This window comes from Kribbella koreensis (assembly GCF_039525325.1).
Classification (GTDB): Bacteria; Actinomycetota; Actinomycetes; order Propionibacteriales; family Kribbellaceae; genus Kribbella; species Kribbella koreensis.
In genome coordinates, this window is record NZ_BAAAHK010000013.1 from 308,559 (window position 1) to 327,545 (window position 18,987).

Sequence of the window (18,987 nt, forward strand, 5' to 3'; positions counted from 1 at the left end):
TTTACACCTCCTTCGAGGTGAGTAGGGATGGGGACTCGGACCACTGGGGAGGTCCGAGGAACGGGAGGGTGACGCGCTGCTCGTGCAGCGCCGCACCCAGGGCCAGCAGGACGCCGGCCGATCCGGTCGCCAGGTCCATCGAGAGACGGAGCAACTGGTTGCCGGGGAACGCGAGACCGCCTTCGAACGGCATCGCGTGCCAGCCGAGTCCGCGCACTAGGTCGGTGGTCTCGACCCCGAGCGCCGGAGCGGCGAGGAGAAGACCGGCGCGACCCATGAACAGGCCTGGCTGGACGTAGTAGGAGCAGCGGGTGACCCGCCGCAGAGGATCGAGCTGCGCGGCCAGCTCCGACTCGGGCCGGAGCTCGAGGAACCTTCGCAGGACGAGCGCGATACCGGCCGAACCCTCCTCCAGATAAGGAAGAGTGCGCCAGCCCTGGTTCACCTGGACGGTTCCGTCGGGAGTCTGAACACAGCGCCGGAGGTCCTGCCCGAGGGCGATCTCCGCGAGGTCGAGGAGGCCGGTGTCACCGGTCAGCTCGTAGGCCTCGAGGAAGAGCAGGGCCGGTCCGGACGAGCCGTACATCAGCCCGGCCCGAGGCTTGTCGCCGCCACTGGTCTCCGGTACGTCGGCGACCTCGCCGAGCCGGTCTGCGACCAGGTCGACCACGTGGATCGCCTTCGCCCGCAGTACTGGCTCGCCGGTGAAGTGCAGCAGGTTGAGGCCGATGCCGGCCAGGCCGCTGTGCAGGCCGAGCTCACGCGTCTCGAGCTGGTCGGACAGCGTTCGCTCGACGAGGTCCAGGGCGTCCTGCTCATGACCCAGACTGTTGAGGACATGCGAGACGCCGTGCAGCCCGTCGTACAGGCCGGGGCCGATCTCGCTGGTGAGGGCGTGCTTGCGCAGCCAGTCCTCGTACTCCGGGAAGCGCCCGGCTCCGGTTTGGTCGAGGGCGTAAAGGACGCCGGCCGCGCCGGTCGCGAAGTTGGTGCCACCGCCGGGCTGGAACTGGGCGATGTCGCCGGGGAACAGCCGGTCGTCGCGCTCGGGAGTCGCGCTGGCCACGATCGCCTTGGTGAGCGCCGCTCGTACGTCGGTCCACTCCGCCTGCCCCGGCAGCGCGAGCGACTCCATCTCCGGGTCGCTGGTCAGCTCGGGCCCGACGATCGTGCGGACTGCCTGGTCGAGCGTCTGGCGCGGTACCGGGAAGGTCTCGGCGATCATGTCGGCGAGCTGGAAAGCCTTGCCGGGGTGGAGATTCAGCAACATCGTCGTCTGCGGCGCGAACAGGCCGAGGGTGATGCAGGCCAGCGCGTAGAGGTCGACGTCCGGGCCTTGCCGGTCGCCGGGAGCGGCGTATCCGGGGTGCGCGAGGGCCGATCGCGCCTGGTCCTCGACGAGTGTCGCGACCTCGAAGTCGATCAGCACCATCCGGTCACCCCCGACCGGGGCGGTGGGGTGGGGGTCGGCAATTGCACTGCTGAGCAGCACGTTATCCGGATGAAGGTCGCAGAAGACCACACCTCGGCCATGCAGCTGAGCCACCGCTGCCTGTACGTCGGTGACCATCCGCGCGGCCCATTCGGCGTACTCGGCCAGCTCGGCCTCGGTCGCGTCCGGGTGGGTCAGCGGGTAGCGGCTGACGAGTTCGCGCTGGAGCGGATTCGCGTCGACGAACTCCTGGACCAGGAAGTGGTGTTCGCCCAGCTCGAAGTAGTCGTGCACCTTCGGGACCACGTCGAGGCCGTCGAGGCGCTGCAGGATGTCGCGTTCGTGGCCGACCCGGGCGACCGCGTCGCGGCCGCTCATGTCCAGCCCGGCGAGCGGCCGGCCTTCCTTCAGGACGACCTTGGCGCCGGTCTCGTTGTGGTGGCCGAGGTACACGCCGCCGCCGTTGGAGAACTGGATGACGCCTTCGATCGTGTAGGCCAGCTCGTTCGTGGTGACCGCGTTGCGGGCGTCCAGATGCTCTTGCAGGAAAGGCGGCAGGGCGATCCACGGCGGCATCGAGAAGGTCGGGCCGCGATGGTCCGGAACGAGCCGGCCGCTGTCGTCGGCGAGGGCGAGCACGCGCTCGCCACCTTCGTTGAGGCAGTACCGGCTGATGAAGGCGCCGTACCGGACGAAGAGCGGGCCTTCGGCGTACCGGAGGTCGCTGAGGATGTACGGCCCGCGGACCCCTTGCAGGAGATCGTCGAGCTCCTTGAGGACGAGCTCCAGCTGGGCCTCGTCGGCCGGGTAGATGGTGACGAGCTTGCCGCTCGAACCGCGCGGGGCGGACTTCGAGTTGACCATCAGCATCACGGGCTCGTTGCGCAGGAACTTGAACGCGATGCCGCGGGGGACGCAGTAGTCCCACACCACGGCCAGCGTCTTCTCCGCGTCCTCGAGCCCGGAGGAGACATGGATCTTCCAGCCCTGGGCCGGCAGCTCGAGACCGTCCGGCGCGTAGTGCATCCAGGTCTCGCCGGGGACGTGGCTCCAGCCGTCCGGGACCGGTCGCGAACAGAGCGCGAAGTCCGGGTGCTCGGCACCGCGGTTGGTCGGGGAGTCGTAGAACCGCCGGTCGGCCAGGCAGTAGAGCTCGTAACTTTCCATGGCGATTCGTCCCCCCTCTCATCGGTGTGCCCGGCACATCTTGGGCAACGGGAGGAGGGCTGGCGTAGTGCATGACGTCACGACTAGGCCGTGAAGAACTCACATCCTACGGATGGGTATATAACCACTCTTTGTTACGTCGCGATCACTTTGAGCGGTGAAACTCCTGTTACATCATGCCAGTTCGTGGCGGTGACGTAACAGGGCGTAACTTGTCGGCGCAATCCTCGTAGGACCACTATTCGGCCGAGCGGTGCTGCTGGCTGGCGAAGTAGGCGACCTTGCGGGCGCGCATCACCTCACCCAGCGGGCGGTGCTCGACGAGCGCGTTCCAGGGGTCGAACTTGGCCGACTCGACCTCCTTGTCGAAGGCCGGCTCGGGGTGCTGACGGGGGACGGTCAGCTTGCCGACGGTCAGGTACGGCGCGTCCCAGATCCGGGCGGCGTCCTCGATCGGGGTCCGCTCCTCGTCGGTGAAGAACTGCACCTGGAAGTCGTAGACGAGCGGGCCTTGGTCGAGTCGTCGGTAGATGTCGGCGGCCCAGTCCTCGCTCGCCTTGGCATCGACCTGGTCGGAAGCGGCTGCGAGCTTCACGCGGACGGCGTACGGGCCGAAGGCGACCGGGGCGGCGCTGAAGAAGTCGTGCGTGGCGAAGCCGCTGAAGGGCTCCTTGAGCGCGGCCTGCACGAGTTTGAGCTGGGGGATCATTCCCGGGTTCTTGAGCACCCGCAGCAGCAGCTTGCCCGGTGTGCTGCCGCCGGTGGTGACGACCTTGGCGAAGTCCTCGCTGGTCGCCGAGCTGAACCGTTCGTGGTTGATCAGCGCGAAGTCCTGCGAGGCCGCCTCGCCGCCGAGCGCGCCCTTGCCGCTGACGCCGAGCACCTTGATGGAGAAGCCGCGGATGTCCGGAGTACTGTCCGGCGCCCGGTTGAAGCCGCCGTTGGAGAGCCGGAGCCAGGTGTCGTACTTGTTCGGGATCGCGAAGATGCCCTGCTTGGCGTGCGCCGGCAGGTCGCCCGGTACGTCCAACGTCGCCCGCAACGCCGCCACCTGCTTGCGGTGCAACGCCCGCCCGGTCCCGAACTTCTCGTCCTTCCGCCCCTGCATCTCGGCAAAGGCCTTCCCCTGCGCCTCGTGCCGCTCAGCCTCCCCGGCCTCGATCACTTCACGCCATTCGGTACTCGGCTCGGCCACGACGTCTCCCATCACCGGATCCAGCGGTCGGACCCAGTATCCGCCCTCCCAACCGTTGCGCCAGGCAACCGACCGCCCCTTGGCCCGGCCCGTGCTCCGTGGGCCCGGCATGATCGGAGGATGACAGCGGAGCTGGAAGCGGCTGAACAGCGGGTACGAATCTTCGAGGGCATCCTGGTGGCGGTCGATCGCCGCGTCGAACTGCTCGACATCGTGGCGAACGCCGCCTCGACGGACGTCGCGCTGCAGGCGCTGTCCCGGCACCTCGGCCTGGACGAGATCCAGGCCCAGGCAGTTCTCGACCTTCAGGTCCGCCGCTTCTCGACCGGCGAGCGGGCCAAGATCGTCGAGATCCTGGCGTCTGCCAAGGAGTACGTCGCCGACCTGCGGGGGTGATGCCCACTACCCGTGCGTCAGGCGGGGTACGTCTGGACCTCGGTGGCTTTGAGGGTGGCGTGGAGGTTTTGGCCGGGGGTGAGGTGGAGGTCGGCTACTGCTGCGGTGGTGATGTCGGCCAGGAGCGTTGCGGGGGCGGGGGAGCGGCCGGGGGAGCGGCCGGGGGTCAGGCGGACCCGGACTGTGTGGGCGTGTTGTTCGATGCCGGCTACCTGCATCGGCCAGGTGTTGCGTGGGGTGCCGGTGGGGGGCTCGGGGTAGAGGCTGACGGCTGAGGGTGGGAAGGCTACGAAGACCTTGCCTTCTGACGGGGTGGCGATGGTCAGCTTGCCGCCGTCTGTGAGGTTGACGGTCGTGCCGGTAGCGGTGCCTCGGTACAGGTTGAGGCCTACCAGTTGGGCGACGTACTCCGTGCGCGGGCGGCGGGCGATCTCGGTGGGCGGGCCCTCCTGGACGACCTTGCCGTTTTCGACGATGACCAGCCGGTCGGCGAGGACCATCGCGTCCAGTGGGTCGTGGGTGACGAGGAGGGTGCGGCCGTCGTACCGCTGGAGATGCTGGCCGAGTTCGGCGCGGATGTGGAGGGTGGTGCTCGCGTCGAGGGCGGCTAGGGGCTCGTCGAGTAGGAGTAGGTCGGGGGAGGTGGCCAGGGCGCGGGCCAGTGCGACGCGTTGGGCTTGGCCGCCGGAGAGGGAGCGGGGGCGGGTTCTCGCGTACTCCGCCAGGCCGACTGTTTCGAGCCAGCGGGCGGCGGTGGCGCGGGCCGTGCGTTTGTCGGTGCCGCGGGCGCGGAGGCCGAAGGCGACGTTCTCGAGGGCGCTCAGGTGGTCGAAGAGCAGGTAGTCCTGGAAGACGACTCCGATCGGGCGATGGTCGGCCGAGCGGAAGGTTTTCGGTGGCTCGTCCCAGAGGATGTCGCCGAGGCGGATGCTGCCGTCGGTGATCGGGAGGAGGCCGGCGATGGCTCGGAGGGCGGTGGTCTTGCCGGCGCCGTTCGGGCCGAGCAGGGCGACTACCTCGCCTGGCTCGACGGTGAGGTCGAGGTCGAGCCGGAAGGCGTCACGGGTCACGTGCAGGTCGGCGTACAGGGTCATCGGAGCCCGCTGATCCAACGCTCACGCAGGCAGGCGAGCACGACGACCGACACGGCGAGGAGAACGATGCTGAGTACTACGGCGACGTCCGGGTCGGACTCCAACGCGAGATAGACGGCGAGCGGCATCGTCGTAGTACGCCCCGGAAGGTTGCCCGCGAAGGTGATCGTCGCCCCGAACTCACCCAGCGCCCGGGCCCAGCACAGTACTGCGCCCGCCACGATCCCCGGCGCGATCGAAGGCAAGGTCACCCGCCTGAACGTCAACCACCGCCCAGCTCCCAGCGTCGCGGCCGCTTCCTCATACCGAGGATCCGCTGCTCTCAGTGCGCCCTCCACCGAGATCACCAAGAACGGCATAGCCACAAACGCCTCAGCCACGATCACCCCCGCCGTCGTGAACGGCAAACTGAACCCGAACCAAAGATCCAGCTGCTCACCCACCAGCCCCCGCCGCCCCAACACCAGCAGCAACGCCACCCCACCCACCACCGGCGGCAGCACGAGCGGCACGGTGACCAACGCGCGGATGATCCCCCGCCCAGGCAGCTCCGCCCGCGCCAGCAACCAAGCCAACGGCACCCCGAGCACCAGACAGATCACCGTCGCCGACGTCGCACAAATCAGCGAAAGCTTCAACGCCTCCCCAACAGCAACACTGAACAACCGCTCCGGCAAGGTCGACCAGGGCGCCTGAGCCAACAGCCCGATGAGCGGGACGAGCAGGAAGGCGAGCCCGAGGAGGGCGGGCAGCAGCAGTACAGCAGGCAACCGCCCGCCGACCCGCTGCCGCCGCCTCTTCACCTGGGTCAAGCTATTACGGACCTTCGAAGCCGGCGTCGGTGAGGACCTCGGTGCCGGCGGGTGAGAGGACGTAGTCGACGAACGCCTTGGCTCCGTCGGCGTTCTTTGCCTTCGTCAGGGTGGCGATGGGGTAGTCGTTGATTGCTGCGGAGGCTTCGGGGAATTCGATGCCTTCTACCTTGTCCTTGGCGGAGAGGACGTCTGTTTTGTAGACGAGGGCGGCGTCCACCTCGCCGAGGCTGACCTTGGTGAGGGCTGCCTTGACATCCTTTTCGAGGGTGTCGGGGGCGGGGGTCAGGTCGGCGGCCTCGAAGACCTTGCCGGCGGCGGCGCCGCAGGGGACCTCGGCGGCGCAGAGGGCGATCTTGCGGTTCTTGTCGGTGAAGTCCTTGAGGCCGGTGATCCTGCCGGGATTGCCCTTGGGGACGGCGATCTCCAACTCGTTCTTCACGAAGGTGGTGGGGGTGCCCTTGTCGGTGACCTGGTCCATGTTCTTGGGGGCGGCCGAGGCGAAGACGTCGGCGGGGGCGCCCTGGTTGATCTGCTCGGCGAGGGCGGAGCTGCCGGCGAAGTTGAAGACGACCTTGACGCCGGGGTGCGCGGCCTCGAAGTCCTTGCCGAGCTGGGTGAAGGTACCGGTCAGCGACGCCGCCGCGAACACGTTGATCGTGCCCGAGAGGTTCGCGGTACTGCTGGAGCTGCTGCTCGGAGACGAGGCCGCCGGGGTGTCGTCACCGCAGCTCACCACGGTCAGGGCGGCTATGGCGGTGACGGCGGTTGCAAGGGTACGGCGGAACATCAGGCCTCCGGGATCTCGACGACGACATGGGTGGACTTGATCGACGCGACGGCGATCACGCCCGGCTCCAGGCCGAGCTCGTCCGCCGCCTCCCGGCTCATCAGCGAGACGACCCGGAACGGACCGGCCTGCAGCTCCACCTGAGCCATCACGCCGTCCTTGACGACGCGCGTGACGATGCCGCGCAGGCGATTGCGGGCCGACGCGGCCGTGGTGTTGCCCGGCTCCGGCGACTCGGCCAGCTCCTGCGCGAAGGCCGCGAGCGCCGCCCCTTCGACAGCCATCCGGCCGCTCTCCTGTACTACCGGCAACCGCCCCTGATCGACCCACCGGCGCAAGGTGTCATCACTGACTCCGAGCAGCGCAGCAGCCTCACTGATCCGCAAATTCGGCACGAACCGCATCTTATCGCCGCATCTGCGCAGTCTGTGTGCCATTTTCGCTTACCGCCTGCCAACGTGAGCGTCGTTACGGACCCTGCAGCGCGACCGGCATACGTTTGGTCTATGACGGGGTTGCGCGAGTATCTGGACGGACCGCACAAAGCGGCACGGGATCTGGTCCGCGACGGGCTGGCGGCGAACGCCGGTCTGCTCGACGCCGGACTGGAGCTGAGCAGAGCGGAGTACCGAGACAAGGTGCTCGAGGTGATGCAGCAGATCACCGCCGAGGGGCACACCGGCCGCGGCTTCCCCAAGGAGTTCGGCGGCCAGGGCGACCTGGGCGGTTTCATCGCCGGCTTCGAGACGCTCGCGTTCGGCGACCTGTCCTTGATGGTGAAGGCGGGCGTCCAGTTCGGCCTGTTCGCCGGCGCGATCCTGCACCTCGGCACGAGCCGGCATCACGACGAGTACCTCACCGACGCGATCGAGGGCCGCCTGCTCGGCTGCTTCGCGATGACCGAGACCGGCCACGGCTCCAACGTCCAGGCACTCGGTACGACGGCGACGTACGACCCGGCCACCGAAGAATTCGTCATCCACACCCCAACCCCCGCCGCCCGCAAGGACTACATCGGCAACGCGGCGCGCCACGGCCGGATGGCCGCCGTCTTCGCCCAACTCGTCGTCGGCGGCGAGACCCATGGCGTGCACTGCCTGCTCGTCCCGATCAGGACCAAGGACGGCGACCCGCTCCCCGGCGTCACCCTCTCCGACTGCGGCGCCAAGCTGGGCCTGAACGGCGTCGACAACGGCCGGATCGTCTTCGACCAGGTCCGGGTCCCGCGGACCGCCCTGCTCGACCGCTACGCGCAGGTCGATGCGGAAGGCAACTACAGCAGCGAGATCGAGAACCCGGACCGGCGCTTCTTCACCATGCTCGGCACCCTCGTCCAGGGCCGCGTCTCGGTCGGCGGCGCCGCGATCAACGCGAGCAAGGTCGCGCTGACGATCGCCATCCGGTACGCCGACCGCCGCCGCCAGTTCGGCGCGCCCGGCAGTGCGGACGAGGCGTTGCTCCTCGATTACCGCATGCATCAGCGCCGGCTCCTGCCGCTGCTCGCGCGGACGTACGCGCTGCATTTCGCGCAGGCCGAGCTGGTGGAGGAGTTCGTCCGGCTGTTCGGTGGCGACGGTGTGAAGGACGACCACGACCAGCGCGCGCTGGAGGCGCAGGCGGCCGGTACGAAGGCGCTGGGCACCTGGCACGCGACCGAGACGATCCAGATGTGCCGCGAGGCGTGCGGTGGCGCGGGATACCTGGCGGAGAACCGGCTGGCGACGCTCAAGGCGGACACCGATGTGTTCACCACCTTCGAGGGCGACAACACGGTGTTGATGCAGCTCGTTGCCAAGGGGCTGCTGACCAACTACCGGGAGTCGTTCGGCAAGCTCGACCCGCTCGGGACGGCTCGGTTCATCGCGGCGCAGGCGGTCGAGATCGCGGTGGAGAAGACGGCGCTGCGGACGCTGATCGAGCGGCTGCGCGACGTGGTGCCGAATCGCAACGACGCGGCCGACCCCGACGCCGGGCTGCGGGACGATGCCTACCACTCCGGCATGCTGCGCTTCCGGGAGGAGCACATGCTGGCGGGGGTGGCTCGCCGGCTCAAGCGCGGGATCGATGATGGAGTCGAACCGTTCGAGGCGTTCAACCGGTGCCAGGATCACGTCATCGCGGCCGGCCGGGCGCATGTGGAGCGGGTGGTGGCGGAGGCGTTCCTGGCCGCAGTACAGGCTGCGCCGGAAGGTGCCGCGCGGGAACGGCTGCGGGATCTCTACGATCTGCACGCGCTGGTGACGATCGAGTCGGAGCGGGCCTGGTACATCGAGCACGGGCGGTTGTCGGGGGCCCGGTCGAAGGCGATCACGGCCCTGGTGAACGAACTTTGCGCGGTCGTCCGGCCGTACGCCGGGGAGCTGGTGGACGCTTTCGGCGTACCGGGCGCGGCGGTCGATGTGCCGATGGTTGTACCGTCTCAGCATGAGTGAGCCGATTGAGCCCGCATCGGCCGCCGAGGCCGCCCGCGAACTGGCGAAGGTGCTGCTGGCGCAAGCCGACGCCCTGGACCTGCACGACCTGCGGGCCACCACGGCGATCGAGAACGTCCGGGTCCAGGCCCGGGTCCTCGCCGACGCGGTCCACGAGCGCGGCTGGGGAGACATCTTCCTCGGCATCGACTCCTACGACCCCGACGAGCTCGACGACCTGCCGCTGGGGCCGGACGACTTCGACGACCCCGACGACTACCGCGAGATGGTCGAGCGCGGCGACCTGGACGACCTGGACGAGGCGATCGTCCCGGAGAACGGGATCCGGCTCAGCTACCAGGCCCGCTACGACTTCGTGGTGACCGATCCCGAGGCGTTCGTCGCCTACGTCCGCAGCCGCGCGGACGAGGCCCAGAACGACGAGGTGATCGACGACATCGAGGACGCTCGTTCAGCCTTCGAACTCCTCGGCTACCTCGACGGCCTCGGCTCCAAGGACTACGACAACTTCGGCCTCACCCCCGCCGGCGGCGAAGAATCCCACAAGGTGGTCCAGTTCTCCCTCTGGGACCTGGACCCAACCCGCCGCGACGACACCTACCCGTACTGATCGTTGCTCCCACCCCCTAACCGGACTGGACCGGTCGGGAGTGGTTGAGCGTTGGATTGTTGTTGCGGTAGGCAACTTGTCTACTGGCGGGTACGGAAAGCGACGGCGGGTATACGGAGCGTCGCTCTGCGCTAGATCAATGCAAATGTTTGACCGCGCTCATGGCGGCGGTCAGCTACCCCGTGACAACGTTCAGTTGTCGGCGACGGACGGGTCGCTGGCGAAAGGCTCAGGCGGTACCGCGATTCCCGTCCGCGACCGGACTGTACCTCCCCTGCCGGTCACGGAATGAGTCAGCGGTCCTCCCTCCTTCGGGCCGAACCGCCCTCTCGGGGCAAAGCAGGACGCCGGCCGTGTCGCCGGGGCGCCGGTCGCCAGTGAGGTGGTGACCGACGCCCGACACGGTCGGCGTTTCTTTTTCCCGAAGTACTGGTTGAGAACTGGGGACCAGTACTTCGGGAAAAGCTTCAGGCGGTGAGATGGGTGAGGACCGCGAGCACCCGACGATGGCTGTCGGGATGGTCGTCGATGCGGAGCTTCTGGAAGATGCTGCGCATGTGGGTTTCGACCGTGCGCTCGGCGAGGACCAGCCGGGCGGCGATGGCGGCGTTGGAGAGGCCTTCGGCCACCAGGGTGAGGACTTCGCGTTCGCGGGCCGACAAAGCGGCGAGTGGGTCGTTCGCGCGGGTCGGCGTCATCAGGGCGGCCACGATCGCGGGGTCGAGTGCTGAGCCGCCGTCGGCGACGCGTCGCATCGCGTCGAGGAAGTCGGCGACTCGTAGTACGCGGTCCTTGAGCAGGTAGCCGAAGCCGGCGGTGGCGACCAGATCGACCACGTGCCTGGTCTCGATGTGCTGCGACAGCATCAGGATCGGCCGGTCGGGCGCCTCGGATCGCAGTACGCCGGCCGCGCGGGCGCCGTCGTCCGTCATCGTCGGCGGCATCCGGACGTCGATGATCGTGAGGTCGGGCTCGTCCGCCCGGACTGCCTCGACCAGCTCGTCCGCGGTCGCCACGGCGCTCACCACCTGGTGCCCGTTCTCGGTCAGCAACCCGCGCAGACCCTCACGAAACAAGGCGGAATCCTCACCGATCACGACGCGCACGGGATCTCCGCCCTGATCGACGTGCCCGCACCCGGCGGACTGTCCAGCGTCAGCGAGCCACCGACCGATGCCACCCGGTCCCGCAACGAGGTCAGCCCGAATCCTTCCCTCGCGCCGCCGATGCCGTCGTCTCGCACGACGACGCACAACCGCTGCGCGGCGACGGCGACCTCGATCGAGATCCTCGTCGCTTCAGCATGCTTGAGCGCGTTGGCGATCGCCTCGCCGACCGTGAAGTACACCGCCGTCGCCACCCCTTCGCCGACCTCCAGCTCCGGTACTACGAGATCGACCGGCACCGAACTCTCCTGTACCAACCGCCGCAACGCCACCGCCAGCCCGTCGTCAAGCCGACTCGGCCGGACCCCGTGCGCGATCCGCCGCAACTCACCCACCGTCTGCTCCAGTGTCCCGACCAGCTCGTCGATCTCGTCGTCATGGGTCCCGCCGAGCCGATGCTGCAACGACCGCAAACGCATGCCCAGGGCAATCAATTGCTGCTGGGCGCCGTCATGCAGATCCCGCTCGAGGCGCTGGCGCTCGGCGTTCACCTCGGACATCAACCGCGACCGGCTGGCCCGCACTTCGGCCAGCGCGTCCTGCAGTTCCAGCCGCAACCGGCTCACCTCGATCGGCAGCCGCGCCTCGACGGCCGCCTCGCGGGCCCGGCGTACGCGGCGGGCCGAGGTGCTCCCCAGGACGAGCGCTCCGACGGTCGAATCGCCTGTCTGCAAGGGAATCGCGGTCTCTGGGAGGGGGAGCTGATCCCCGGGTCGCTGCAGCAGGAGCTGGAGCGAAGGGTCGTCAAGGGCTTTGCGGAGCACCTGCTCGACCTGCTCCGGCTCGGCCTGACCGTCCCGGACCTGGCGGACGAAGTCCCGGATCTGGGCCAACGCGACGGAGCGGTCAGGATCGACGAGCCGCCCGACCGCCCGGTGCAGCCACTGGTGCAGCGGTACCAGGACCAGCGCCGTGACGAAGGCGGCGCCGGCGATTCCCGCGCGCTGTCGCCCCGGAAACAAGTTGTCCACGGCAACGACGATGCCGGCGAAGATCACCGCTGAGGTGATCGTGGTGATCAGCCAGCTGACCGTACTGCCCAGCAGCCGATCGATATCGAACAGATCGTGCCGCAGGATGGCCAGCGCGATCGCCGCGGGGATGAGGATCAGCATCGCGACCAGGAAGAACGTGTAGGCGAACGTGTCCGGAGCGCCCAGGGCGATGGCGGCCCAGCTCCCGCCGAGCAGCAGCGGCACGCTCAGGGCCGCCAGCATCAGCCATCGCAACCGGAGCCGGGTGACCTCGTCGCCACGCCGGAAGCGCACCACCAACCCTGACGCCGCTGCCAGCAGAACGGCCAGGAACGAGCTGAACGCCACGACGATCAAGGCGACTCGCAGCGGCCCGGGCAGGACGAACGGCGGCTTGCCCAGGTTGGCCTCGCTGAACGTCCCGCTGTCAGTGGAGACGGTGAAGTTCACCAGCAAGGCGGTCACTGGTACTGCGACGGCCACCGCTCGCCACCAGCGGCCTGGCAGCAGTCCGTCCGGAAAGAGCAGCACCACTGCGGCGAACCCGATGAACAGCCAGGTCCACGCGCCGGCGCCGACGACCGAGACGAGTCGGGCGCCCGGCCAAGGGTTGCTCGTGGTGTAGGTCGCGCCCCAGTCCTCGACGGCGAAGACGAGCGCCGGTATGGCGGAGGTCAGGGCCAGGGCCGGGCCGAGCGGGTTGCCGGGTGCCCTGATGGCCACCAGCCAGCCGAGGGCCAGCGACGGGAGCAGTAGTGCCGTCGTGGCCAGTACTTCCGTAGTACCGACCGAGGCGGGACCGAGGGCCAGCAGCTCGCGCAGGACCAGCGCTGCGGCGTACAGGATCGTCGCGAGCACTACTAGCCGTCTGGCGCGGGACACCTCTTCATGATGGCGGCGGCTGGTCGCGAGCGCACCCGTGCCAGCACTTAAGGGCCCGGGACGAGCGGAGTCCGGCGATGGCACCGATGTGGTGAGGGTGGTCCGGGCGGCACCTTGAGGGAGTCAGCACAACGCTTTGGAGGGGGATCCCCATGGTTGCCATCGTCACCGTTCTGTTCGCGTTCCCGCTCGGCTTCTTCGTGAAGAACCGGCTGGCGGCGTACGTCGCCTACATCGCGATCTTCGGCTACTCGTTCACGTTCCAGACCCTGTACCTGCTCAGATCGTGGGTGGGCGACAACACCGCGGCCTTCTCGGCCGATCCGGACAAGGTGCCGCTCGACTACCTGGCTGTGACGGCCGGTATCTACCTGATCGGCTTCGGGCTGATCACTCTCGGCCATCGGGTCGGCGCCAAGCGACGGAACCGTACCGCCGTCGATCTCGACGCCGCCCGATGAGCGGGAGCTACCGCAAGCTGTCAGGCCAAGTCTCTTCAGGCCAGTTCGAGCGCCGTGTGCGAGGTCTGGGGGACCTCGCCGTAGGTGGTGGTGCGCTGGCGGGCGGGGCGGCCGGCGGCGGTGGCCATCTGGGTCAGCTCCTCGATGGACTTGCGGGAGCCGTGCTTGGAGCCGGCCATCCGGCTGATGGTCTCCTCCATCAGGGTGCCGCCGATGTCGTTGACGCCGCCGTTCAGCACGTCGACGCAGCCGTCGGTGCCGAGCTTCACCCAGGAGCACTGGATGTTGTCGATCCGGCCGTGCAGCATGATCCGCGCCATCGCGTGCACCGCGCGGTTCTCGTCGTACGTCGGACCGGGACGCGCCACGCCGGCCAGGTAGATCGGCGAGTTGGTGTGGATGAACGGCAGCAGCACGAACTCGGTGAAGCCACCGGTCTGGTCCTGGACCGCCGCGATCGTCCGCAGGTGCTGGACCCAGTGGTGCGGGGCGTCGACGTGGCCGTACATCATCGTCGAGCTGGACGGCAGGCCGACCTTGTGCGCGGTGCTGATCACCTCGATCCAGCTTGCCGTCGGCAACTTTCCCTTGGTGAGGATCCAGCGCACGTCGTCGTCGAGGATCTCGGCGGCGGTGCCGGGGATGCTGCCCAGGCCGGCCTCCTTGACGGAGATCAGGAAGTCCTCGATCGACAGGCCGGTACGGACCGAGCCGTTGACGATCTCCATCGGGGAGTAGGCGTGCACGTGCATCTCGGGGACACGGTCCTTGACGGCCTTCACGAGGTCCGCGTACGCCGTACCGGGCAGGTCGGGGTGGATGCCGCCCTGCATGCAGACCTCGGTCGCGCCGATCACCCAGGCCTCTTCGGCGCGCTGGGCGACCTCGTCCATCGAGAGTGAGTAGGCGTCGGCATCCGTCCGCCGCTGAGCGAACGCGCAGAACCGGCAGCCGGTGTAGCAAACGTTGGTGAAGTTGATGTTCCGGTTCACCACGTAGGTGACATCGTCCCCGACCACAGCCTTCCGCAGATCATCCGCAATCTTCGCCAGCTGATCCAACGCCGGCCCGGTCGCAGTCATCAACGTCAGAGCCTGCGCATCGGACAACCCCGCCGGATCCCGCTCAGCAGCAGCAAGCGCCGCTTTCGTCTCAGCTGCAATCCGCTCCGGTGCACTCACACCGCTCGCGGATTCACCGGCCCGACGGGCTGCGACGTCTTCACGGAGTACGTCCCAGTCGCCGTAGGCGGCGTCGAAGTCGGAACGGGTTTCGGTGCGGCGGCCTTCGGTGTCGATGGCGGTGTGGAGGTCGGTACGGCCGACACTGTCCCAGCCGCCGTCGGGCTCCTGCCACGGGAGGCCCTTGGGGAAGGCGTCCTCGTTGGCCAGGCCGGTCTCGGGGTCGACCAGTGCTTCGACATGGGAGATCAAGCGCGGGTCGAGCCAAGGTTCACGCAGGTACTCCGGGTGCGCGGTGAGCCTCTCGCGCAAGGTGAAACCGGCGTCGGCGGTGACCTTGGCCAGGTCGTCGATCTGCGGCCAGGGACGCTCGGGGTTCACGTGATCGGGGGTCAGCGGCGAAACACCACCGAAGTCGTCGACACCCGCGTCGAGGAGCAACCGCGCCTCGGCCAGGTCGACCAGGTTCGGCGGCGCCTGGACCCGCATCCGCGGCCCGAGCACGATCCGGGTGGCCGCGATCGCCGCCAGCCACTCGTCCAGCGGTACGTCGGCGTCGTTGCGCATCGCCGTATCCGGCTTCACCCGGAACCCCTGGATGATGACCTCCTGGATCCCGCCGTACTGCCGGGCGATCTTGCGCAGCGCGAAGATCGAGTCGGCCCGCTCCTCGAGGTTCTCCCCGATGCCGATCAGCAGCCCGGTGGTGAACGGTACGTTCGAACGACCGGCATCCTCCAGCACCCGCAGCCGGATCGCCGGGTCCTTGTCGGGCGACCCGAAGTGCGGCTGACCCTTCTCCTCGAACAGCCGCCGCGAGGTGGTCTCGAGCATCATCCCCATGCTCGGCGCGACCGGCTTCAGCCGCTGCAGGTTCTGCCACGACATGACACCGGGGTTGAGGTGCGGCAGCAGGCCGGTCTCCTCGAGCACCCGGATCGACATCGCCCGCACGTAGTCGAGGGTGCTGTCGTAGCCGGCCTCCTCGAGCCAGGTCTTGGCGGCGTCCCAGCGGTCCTCGGGAGCGTCGCCGAGCGTGAAGAGCGCTTCCTTGCAACCGAGTTCCGCGCCTTGGCGGGCGATCTCCAGCACCTCGTCGGGACTCAGGTACGGCGAATGAACGCGCCCCGGCGTCGTCGCGAACGTGCAGTAGTGGCACCGGTCCCGGCACAACCGGGTCAGCGGGATGAACACCTTCTTGGAGTAGGTGATGATCCCACTCCGGCCCGCGTCGGCCAGTCCTTGGTCACGTACCCGCGCGGCGGTCGACATCAACTGCTCGAGCGCGGGGCCGGAGGCGGACAGCAGTACCTCGACCTCTGCCGGGTCGAGCGTCTTGCCGTCGTCGGCCCGCTTCAGCGCACGCCGCATGGCGGTGCTGATCGGGGCGTTCGGGGGAGTGGCTGTGGGCTGCTGGGGGTCAGTCACGACAAGAAGCGTAGGCCGCCTCCGGAGCGGATCCAGCCGATTCCGGGGGTCAAAAACAATCAGTACGTCTGTCCTGGTACTTTGCGATTCGTGCAGGTCGGGAGCGTTGATGGACGCCGCGTACGCGGGCAAGCGCGGCGAGTGGAGTTGCTGACGGCGACGCTGGCGGTGATCGAGCGGGACGGCGTTGCCGGGGTCAGCCATCGGGCGGTCGCCGCCGAGGCCGGGGTCTCGCTGGCCTCGACGACGTACCACTTCACCTCGCTCGACGACTTGCTGGTGGCAGCGCTGACCTGGGCGGCCGACGACCTGGCAGCCGAGCTCCACGAGCGCGTCAACGAAATGGGTGCCCGCCCCGCCGACGAGCTTGCGCGACTGATCGAGCACTGCCTGGTCTATCGGCGAGGCCGCACGCTGGCGGAGTACGAGCTGTACCTCCTCGCAGCCCGCCGCCCGGCGCTCCGCGACGCCGCTGCTGCCTGGCTCGAGCCCCTGACCCAGATCGCCCGCAACTTCACCACGAACCCCCAAAAGGCAAGCCTCCTGGTAGCAGCCCTCGACGGCATCCTGCTCCAGTCCCTCATCGGCGCCCGCCCCTATAACCAAGCCGACTTCACGGCCCTACTGACTCACTTGCGATAGTTGACGCCCGAGCGGCACATGAAGCGGATTGCGACATGGTGGAAGGGGCGGATCAGGTTGAAGTAGAGGCGGCCGGCGGTGCGGAGGTAGTGGACGAGGGTTACCACCTTGAACGCGCGGACGGGGCCGGAGTCGTCGACGATGATCGCCAGGTAGGCGAAGAGGTGGTTGTCGGTGACTTTCAGCAGGAGGTAGTGCTCTTCTTCGCCGCGATCGACCGTGAAGAACGCGAGCTGGTCGCCGGGGGTGAAGCTGACGTCCTCGGGGCGGAGCCTTGTTCTGGAAGGCATTCCGGTCATCTCGAGTCGGAGCAGTTTGGCGACGGGGACGCGGAGCGCGAAGAGCGCCTGGCCGGCGCGGGACTCGAGGCTCAGGGCGCCGGCGGTGAACTCGCGCAGCGTCACCGATCCGGTCGCCGTCTTCACGTCGATGACGTCGGCTTCGGGCAGGAGCTCGGCTAGCTCAGGGAGATCGGTGTACGTCGGCATGGCGGGCTCCTTCTCAGGTGAGGAACGGTTTGCCGGTCGCCAGGGTCAGCGTGGTCGCGTACAGCGCGCGCAACTCGGTCGCCGGTACCGGTGGTACGACCTGCTCGGCGCCGATCAGGATCAGGTAGAGCAACCGGGCGAGGTGCTCGGGCTCCTCGACGCTATCGATCCCGCGGCAAAGCTCTTGTAGATAAGCGGTTCTGGCGTGATCGACCCGCTCCTGCGCGGCCCTCGCCTCGGGATCCTGCAGGGCCCATGCCCGTACTGCGATCTCGAGCCGGACGTGGTCCGCATCGGCCAGCACCAGCTCCATCAACTGGGTCAGCTTGCTCGCCGCATCAGCGTCGGGGTGCTCTTCGACGGTGTCGATCAGTCGCGTGGTGAACCGCCTCTCGAAGTACTCGAGCAGGGCGGTCCGGAATCCGCCTGCCCCTTTGAAATGGTGGTAATACGACCCTTTGCTCAAGCCCAGTTCGCCGGTGAGCCGCTCGATCGTCAACGCCGGCGAGCCCTCGGCCGCCAGCACCTTCAACCCGGCCTCGAGCCAGTCCTTCTGTGCCACCATGCCGCTGACCATACCATACTGTTTGGTATGGCCAGCAAGGATGGCGGTGCCTGACTGGTGCCAGGGGCCGACTCAGAGGGCGGCGTCGACGATCGCGTTGAAGGCCGTGGTCAGCCGGTCTCCGACCCGGGTGGGGTCGCCCAGGTAGCCGGCGACCAGGGCGCCGTCGCGGAGCATCATCATCTGGTCCGCTACGGCGTACGACGGCTTGCCCGCCGGGGTGCCCAGCCGGGTCGCCAGGCCCCGGAAAAAGGTCCACCACCAACTGCGCTGATCCTCGACCAGGCGGCGGATCGGATGCGTGGGATCGGCGTACTCGGCGCCGGCGTTGATGAACGGGCAACCGCGGAAGCCAGGCTGGCAACTGGAGTCGGCCAGCAGTTTGGCGACCGCTTGCAGTGCCCGGCGTGGGTCGTCGTCCTGGGCGGCGGTCGTCACCGCGATCCGTTCCCAGTCGGCCCGGCGCTCGAGGTACGCGAGAACGAGGTCGTCCTTGGTGGGGAAGTGCCGGTAGAACGTCGCCTTGGTGGTGCCGACGGCCGCGATGATCCGGTCGGCGCTGATCGCCCGGATGCCTTCGCCGTAGAACAGTTCGCTGGCGCACTCGATCAACCGGTCCCGCACGGGGACGGTGCGGTCGGGGGCGCTGGTGTGCTCTGTCATCTCCGTCACTATCCCATCCTCGGCGCTCTCGCTTGGTTGACGACTGCAAGAGTGACTAGTTAGTCTACCTGTATTCGCGGTTGACTTTCTAGGGAGACAGATATGCCTACTCGTACCGCTCGCACCGCCTGGAACGGCACCCTGCAAGACGGTTCCGGCCAGGTCGAGCTGACCAGCTCCAAGATCGGCACCTACGAGGTCTCCTTCCCCAAGCGGGCGGCCGAGGACGCGAACGGCACCACCAGCCCGGAGGAACTGATCGCCGCGGCCCACTCGGCCTGCTTCGCGATGCAGTTCTCCGCGCTGATCGCGGAGGCCGGCGGCACTCCGATCGCCCTGGAGATCCAGGACGACGTCACGCTCGGCCCGGACCCGGACGGCGGCTTCAAGCTGACCGGCATCAAGCTCACGGTCCGCGGCGAGGTCGACGGCCTCGACGCCGACGGCTTCGCCAAGGCAGCCGCGGACGCAAAGGCCACCTGCCCCATCAGCAAGGCCCTGACCGGCGTCGAAATCACCCTGGACGTCGCCCTCGAGCAGTAGCTCACACCCGCGCACCGCACCCGTGTATTGCGTGGGCTCCGGTCTTCCCCGTCCCCGGTAGCGCTT

Annotated in this window: 18 protein-coding genes; 6 read left to right on the forward strand and 12 right to left on the reverse strand. The window is 68.2% G+C overall.

Annotated elements, in window-relative coordinates; genetic code table 11:
* Position 1: 1 nt before the first annotated feature.
* Positions 2-2,599, reverse strand: a complete 2,598-nt coding sequence (gene lanKC, locus ABD116_RS25655; RefSeq protein WP_343975287.1) for a class III lanthionine synthetase LanKC — start codon at positions 2,597-2,599, stop codon at positions 2-4.
* A gap of 238 nt (positions 2,600-2,837) precedes the next feature.
* A complete protein-coding gene (locus ABD116_RS25660) occupies positions 2,838-3,905 on the reverse strand; it encodes a catalase family protein (protein WP_343975290.1) in 1,068 nt (355 codons plus the stop codon).
* Between the two features lie 9 nt (positions 3,906-3,914).
* On the opposite strand from ABD116_RS25660, the gene ABD116_RS25665 reads away from it, so the two are divergent.
* Positions 3,915-4,190 carry a hypothetical protein gene (locus tag ABD116_RS25665; RefSeq protein ID WP_343975293.1) on the forward strand — a complete coding sequence of 92 codons (276 nt, stop codon included), beginning with the start codon at positions 3,915-3,917 and terminating at the stop codon, positions 4,188-4,190.
* Between the two features lie 17 nt (positions 4,191-4,207).
* Here ABD116_RS25665 and ABD116_RS25670 read toward each other — a convergent pair whose 3' ends face one another.
* The 4 genes from ABD116_RS25670 to ABD116_RS25685 are packed head-to-tail and all read right to left on the reverse strand — an operon-like array spanning position 4,208 to position 7,290.
* Complete coding sequence (locus tag ABD116_RS25670; RefSeq protein ID WP_343975296.1) at positions 4,208-5,284, reverse strand: ABC transporter ATP-binding protein; 1,077 nt, start codon at positions 5,282-5,284, stop codon at positions 4,208-4,210.
* On the reverse strand, positions 5,281-6,087 hold the full coding sequence (gene modB, locus ABD116_RS25675; protein ID WP_343975299.1) for a molybdate ABC transporter permease subunit: 807 nt from the start codon (positions 6,085-6,087) through the stop codon (positions 5,281-5,283). The genes ABD116_RS25670 and modB overlap by 4 nt, the downstream gene beginning before the upstream one ends.
* 13 nt (positions 6,088-6,100) lie before the next feature.
* The gene (gene modA / locus ABD116_RS25680) at positions 6,101-6,886 is read right to left on the reverse strand and encodes a molybdate ABC transporter substrate-binding protein (protein ID WP_343975302.1); all 786 of its coding nucleotides are present in this window, start codon (positions 6,884-6,886) and stop codon (positions 6,101-6,103) included.
* The gene (locus tag ABD116_RS25685) at positions 6,886-7,290 is read right to left on the reverse strand and encodes a TOBE domain-containing protein (RefSeq protein WP_425552142.1); all 405 of its coding nucleotides are present in this window, start codon (positions 7,288-7,290) and stop codon (positions 6,886-6,888) included. The genes modA and ABD116_RS25685 overlap by 1 nt, the downstream gene beginning before the upstream one ends.
* 102 nt (positions 7,291-7,392) lie before the next feature.
* Between ABD116_RS25685 and ABD116_RS25690 the strand changes: the two genes are divergently transcribed.
* Positions 7,393-9,318 carry an acyl-CoA dehydrogenase family protein gene (locus ABD116_RS25690; RefSeq protein ID WP_343975308.1) on the forward strand — a complete coding sequence of 642 codons (1,926 nt, stop codon included), beginning with the start codon at positions 7,393-7,395 and terminating at the stop codon, positions 9,316-9,318.
* On the forward strand, positions 9,311-9,928 hold the full coding sequence (locus ABD116_RS25695) for a hypothetical protein (protein WP_343975312.1): 618 nt from the start codon (positions 9,311-9,313) through the stop codon (positions 9,926-9,928). The genes ABD116_RS25690 and ABD116_RS25695 overlap by 8 nt, the downstream gene beginning before the upstream one ends.
* Before the next feature lie 467 nt (positions 9,929-10,395).
* Here ABD116_RS25695 and ABD116_RS25700 read toward each other — a convergent pair whose 3' ends face one another.
* Both ABD116_RS25700 and ABD116_RS25705 read right to left on the reverse strand, forming a co-directional pair.
* The gene (locus tag ABD116_RS25700) at positions 10,396-11,034 is read right to left on the reverse strand and encodes a LuxR C-terminal-related transcriptional regulator (RefSeq protein WP_343975315.1); all 639 of its coding nucleotides are present in this window, start codon (positions 11,032-11,034) and stop codon (positions 10,396-10,398) included.
* Complete coding sequence (locus ABD116_RS25705; protein WP_343975318.1) at positions 11,022-12,950, reverse strand: sensor histidine kinase; 1,929 nt, start codon at positions 12,948-12,950, stop codon at positions 11,022-11,024. Before ABD116_RS25705 ends, ABD116_RS25700 begins: the two co-directional genes overlap by 13 nt.
* Before the next feature lie 152 nt (positions 12,951-13,102).
* On the opposite strand from ABD116_RS25705, the gene ABD116_RS25710 reads away from it, so the two are divergent.
* Entirely contained in the window at positions 13,103-13,411 is a 309-nt protein-coding gene (locus ABD116_RS25710) for a hypothetical protein (RefSeq protein WP_343975321.1), read from the forward strand.
* A 35-nt stretch (positions 13,412-13,446) separates the two neighbouring features.
* On the opposite strand, the gene ABD116_RS25715 is transcribed toward ABD116_RS25710, so the two are convergent.
* On the reverse strand, positions 13,447-16,020 hold the full coding sequence (locus tag ABD116_RS25715) for a bifunctional FO biosynthesis protein CofGH (protein ID WP_425552143.1): 2,574 nt from the start codon (positions 16,018-16,020) through the stop codon (positions 13,447-13,449).
* 90 nt (positions 16,021-16,110) lie between these two features.
* Here ABD116_RS25715 and ABD116_RS25720 point away from each other — a divergent pair, with 90 nt between their 5' ends.
* Positions 16,111-16,662 (forward strand): TetR/AcrR family transcriptional regulator, encoded by a 552-nt coding sequence (locus ABD116_RS25720; RefSeq protein WP_343975324.1) that lies wholly within the window; start codon positions 16,111-16,113, stop codon positions 16,660-16,662.
* On the opposite strand, the gene ABD116_RS25725 is transcribed toward ABD116_RS25720, so the two are convergent.
* The 3 genes from ABD116_RS25725 to ABD116_RS25735 form a co-directional block, all read right to left on the reverse strand.
* The gene (locus ABD116_RS25725; RefSeq protein WP_343975327.1) at positions 16,650-17,150 is read right to left on the reverse strand and encodes a DUF2867 domain-containing protein; all 501 of its coding nucleotides are present in this window, start codon (positions 17,148-17,150) and stop codon (positions 16,650-16,652) included. The two genes, ABD116_RS25720 and ABD116_RS25725, sit on opposite strands and share 13 nt — an antisense overlap.
* 13 nt (positions 17,151-17,163) lie before the next feature.
* Positions 17,164-17,715 carry a TetR/AcrR family transcriptional regulator gene (locus tag ABD116_RS25730; protein ID WP_343975330.1) on the reverse strand — a complete coding sequence of 184 codons (552 nt, stop codon included), beginning with the start codon at positions 17,713-17,715 and terminating at the stop codon, positions 17,164-17,166.
* Between the two features lie 72 nt (positions 17,716-17,787).
* A complete protein-coding gene (locus tag ABD116_RS25735; protein WP_343975333.1) occupies positions 17,788-18,378 on the reverse strand; it encodes a TetR/AcrR family transcriptional regulator in 591 nt (196 codons plus the stop codon).
* Positions 18,379-18,480: 102 nt separating this feature from the next.
* Between ABD116_RS25735 and ABD116_RS25740 the strand changes: the two genes are divergently transcribed.
* Positions 18,481-18,921: an OsmC family peroxiredoxin gene (locus ABD116_RS25740; RefSeq protein WP_343975336.1), complete on the forward strand. Its 441-nt coding sequence runs from the start codon at positions 18,481-18,483 to the stop codon at positions 18,919-18,921.
* Positions 18,922-18,987 lie beyond the last annotated feature (66 nt).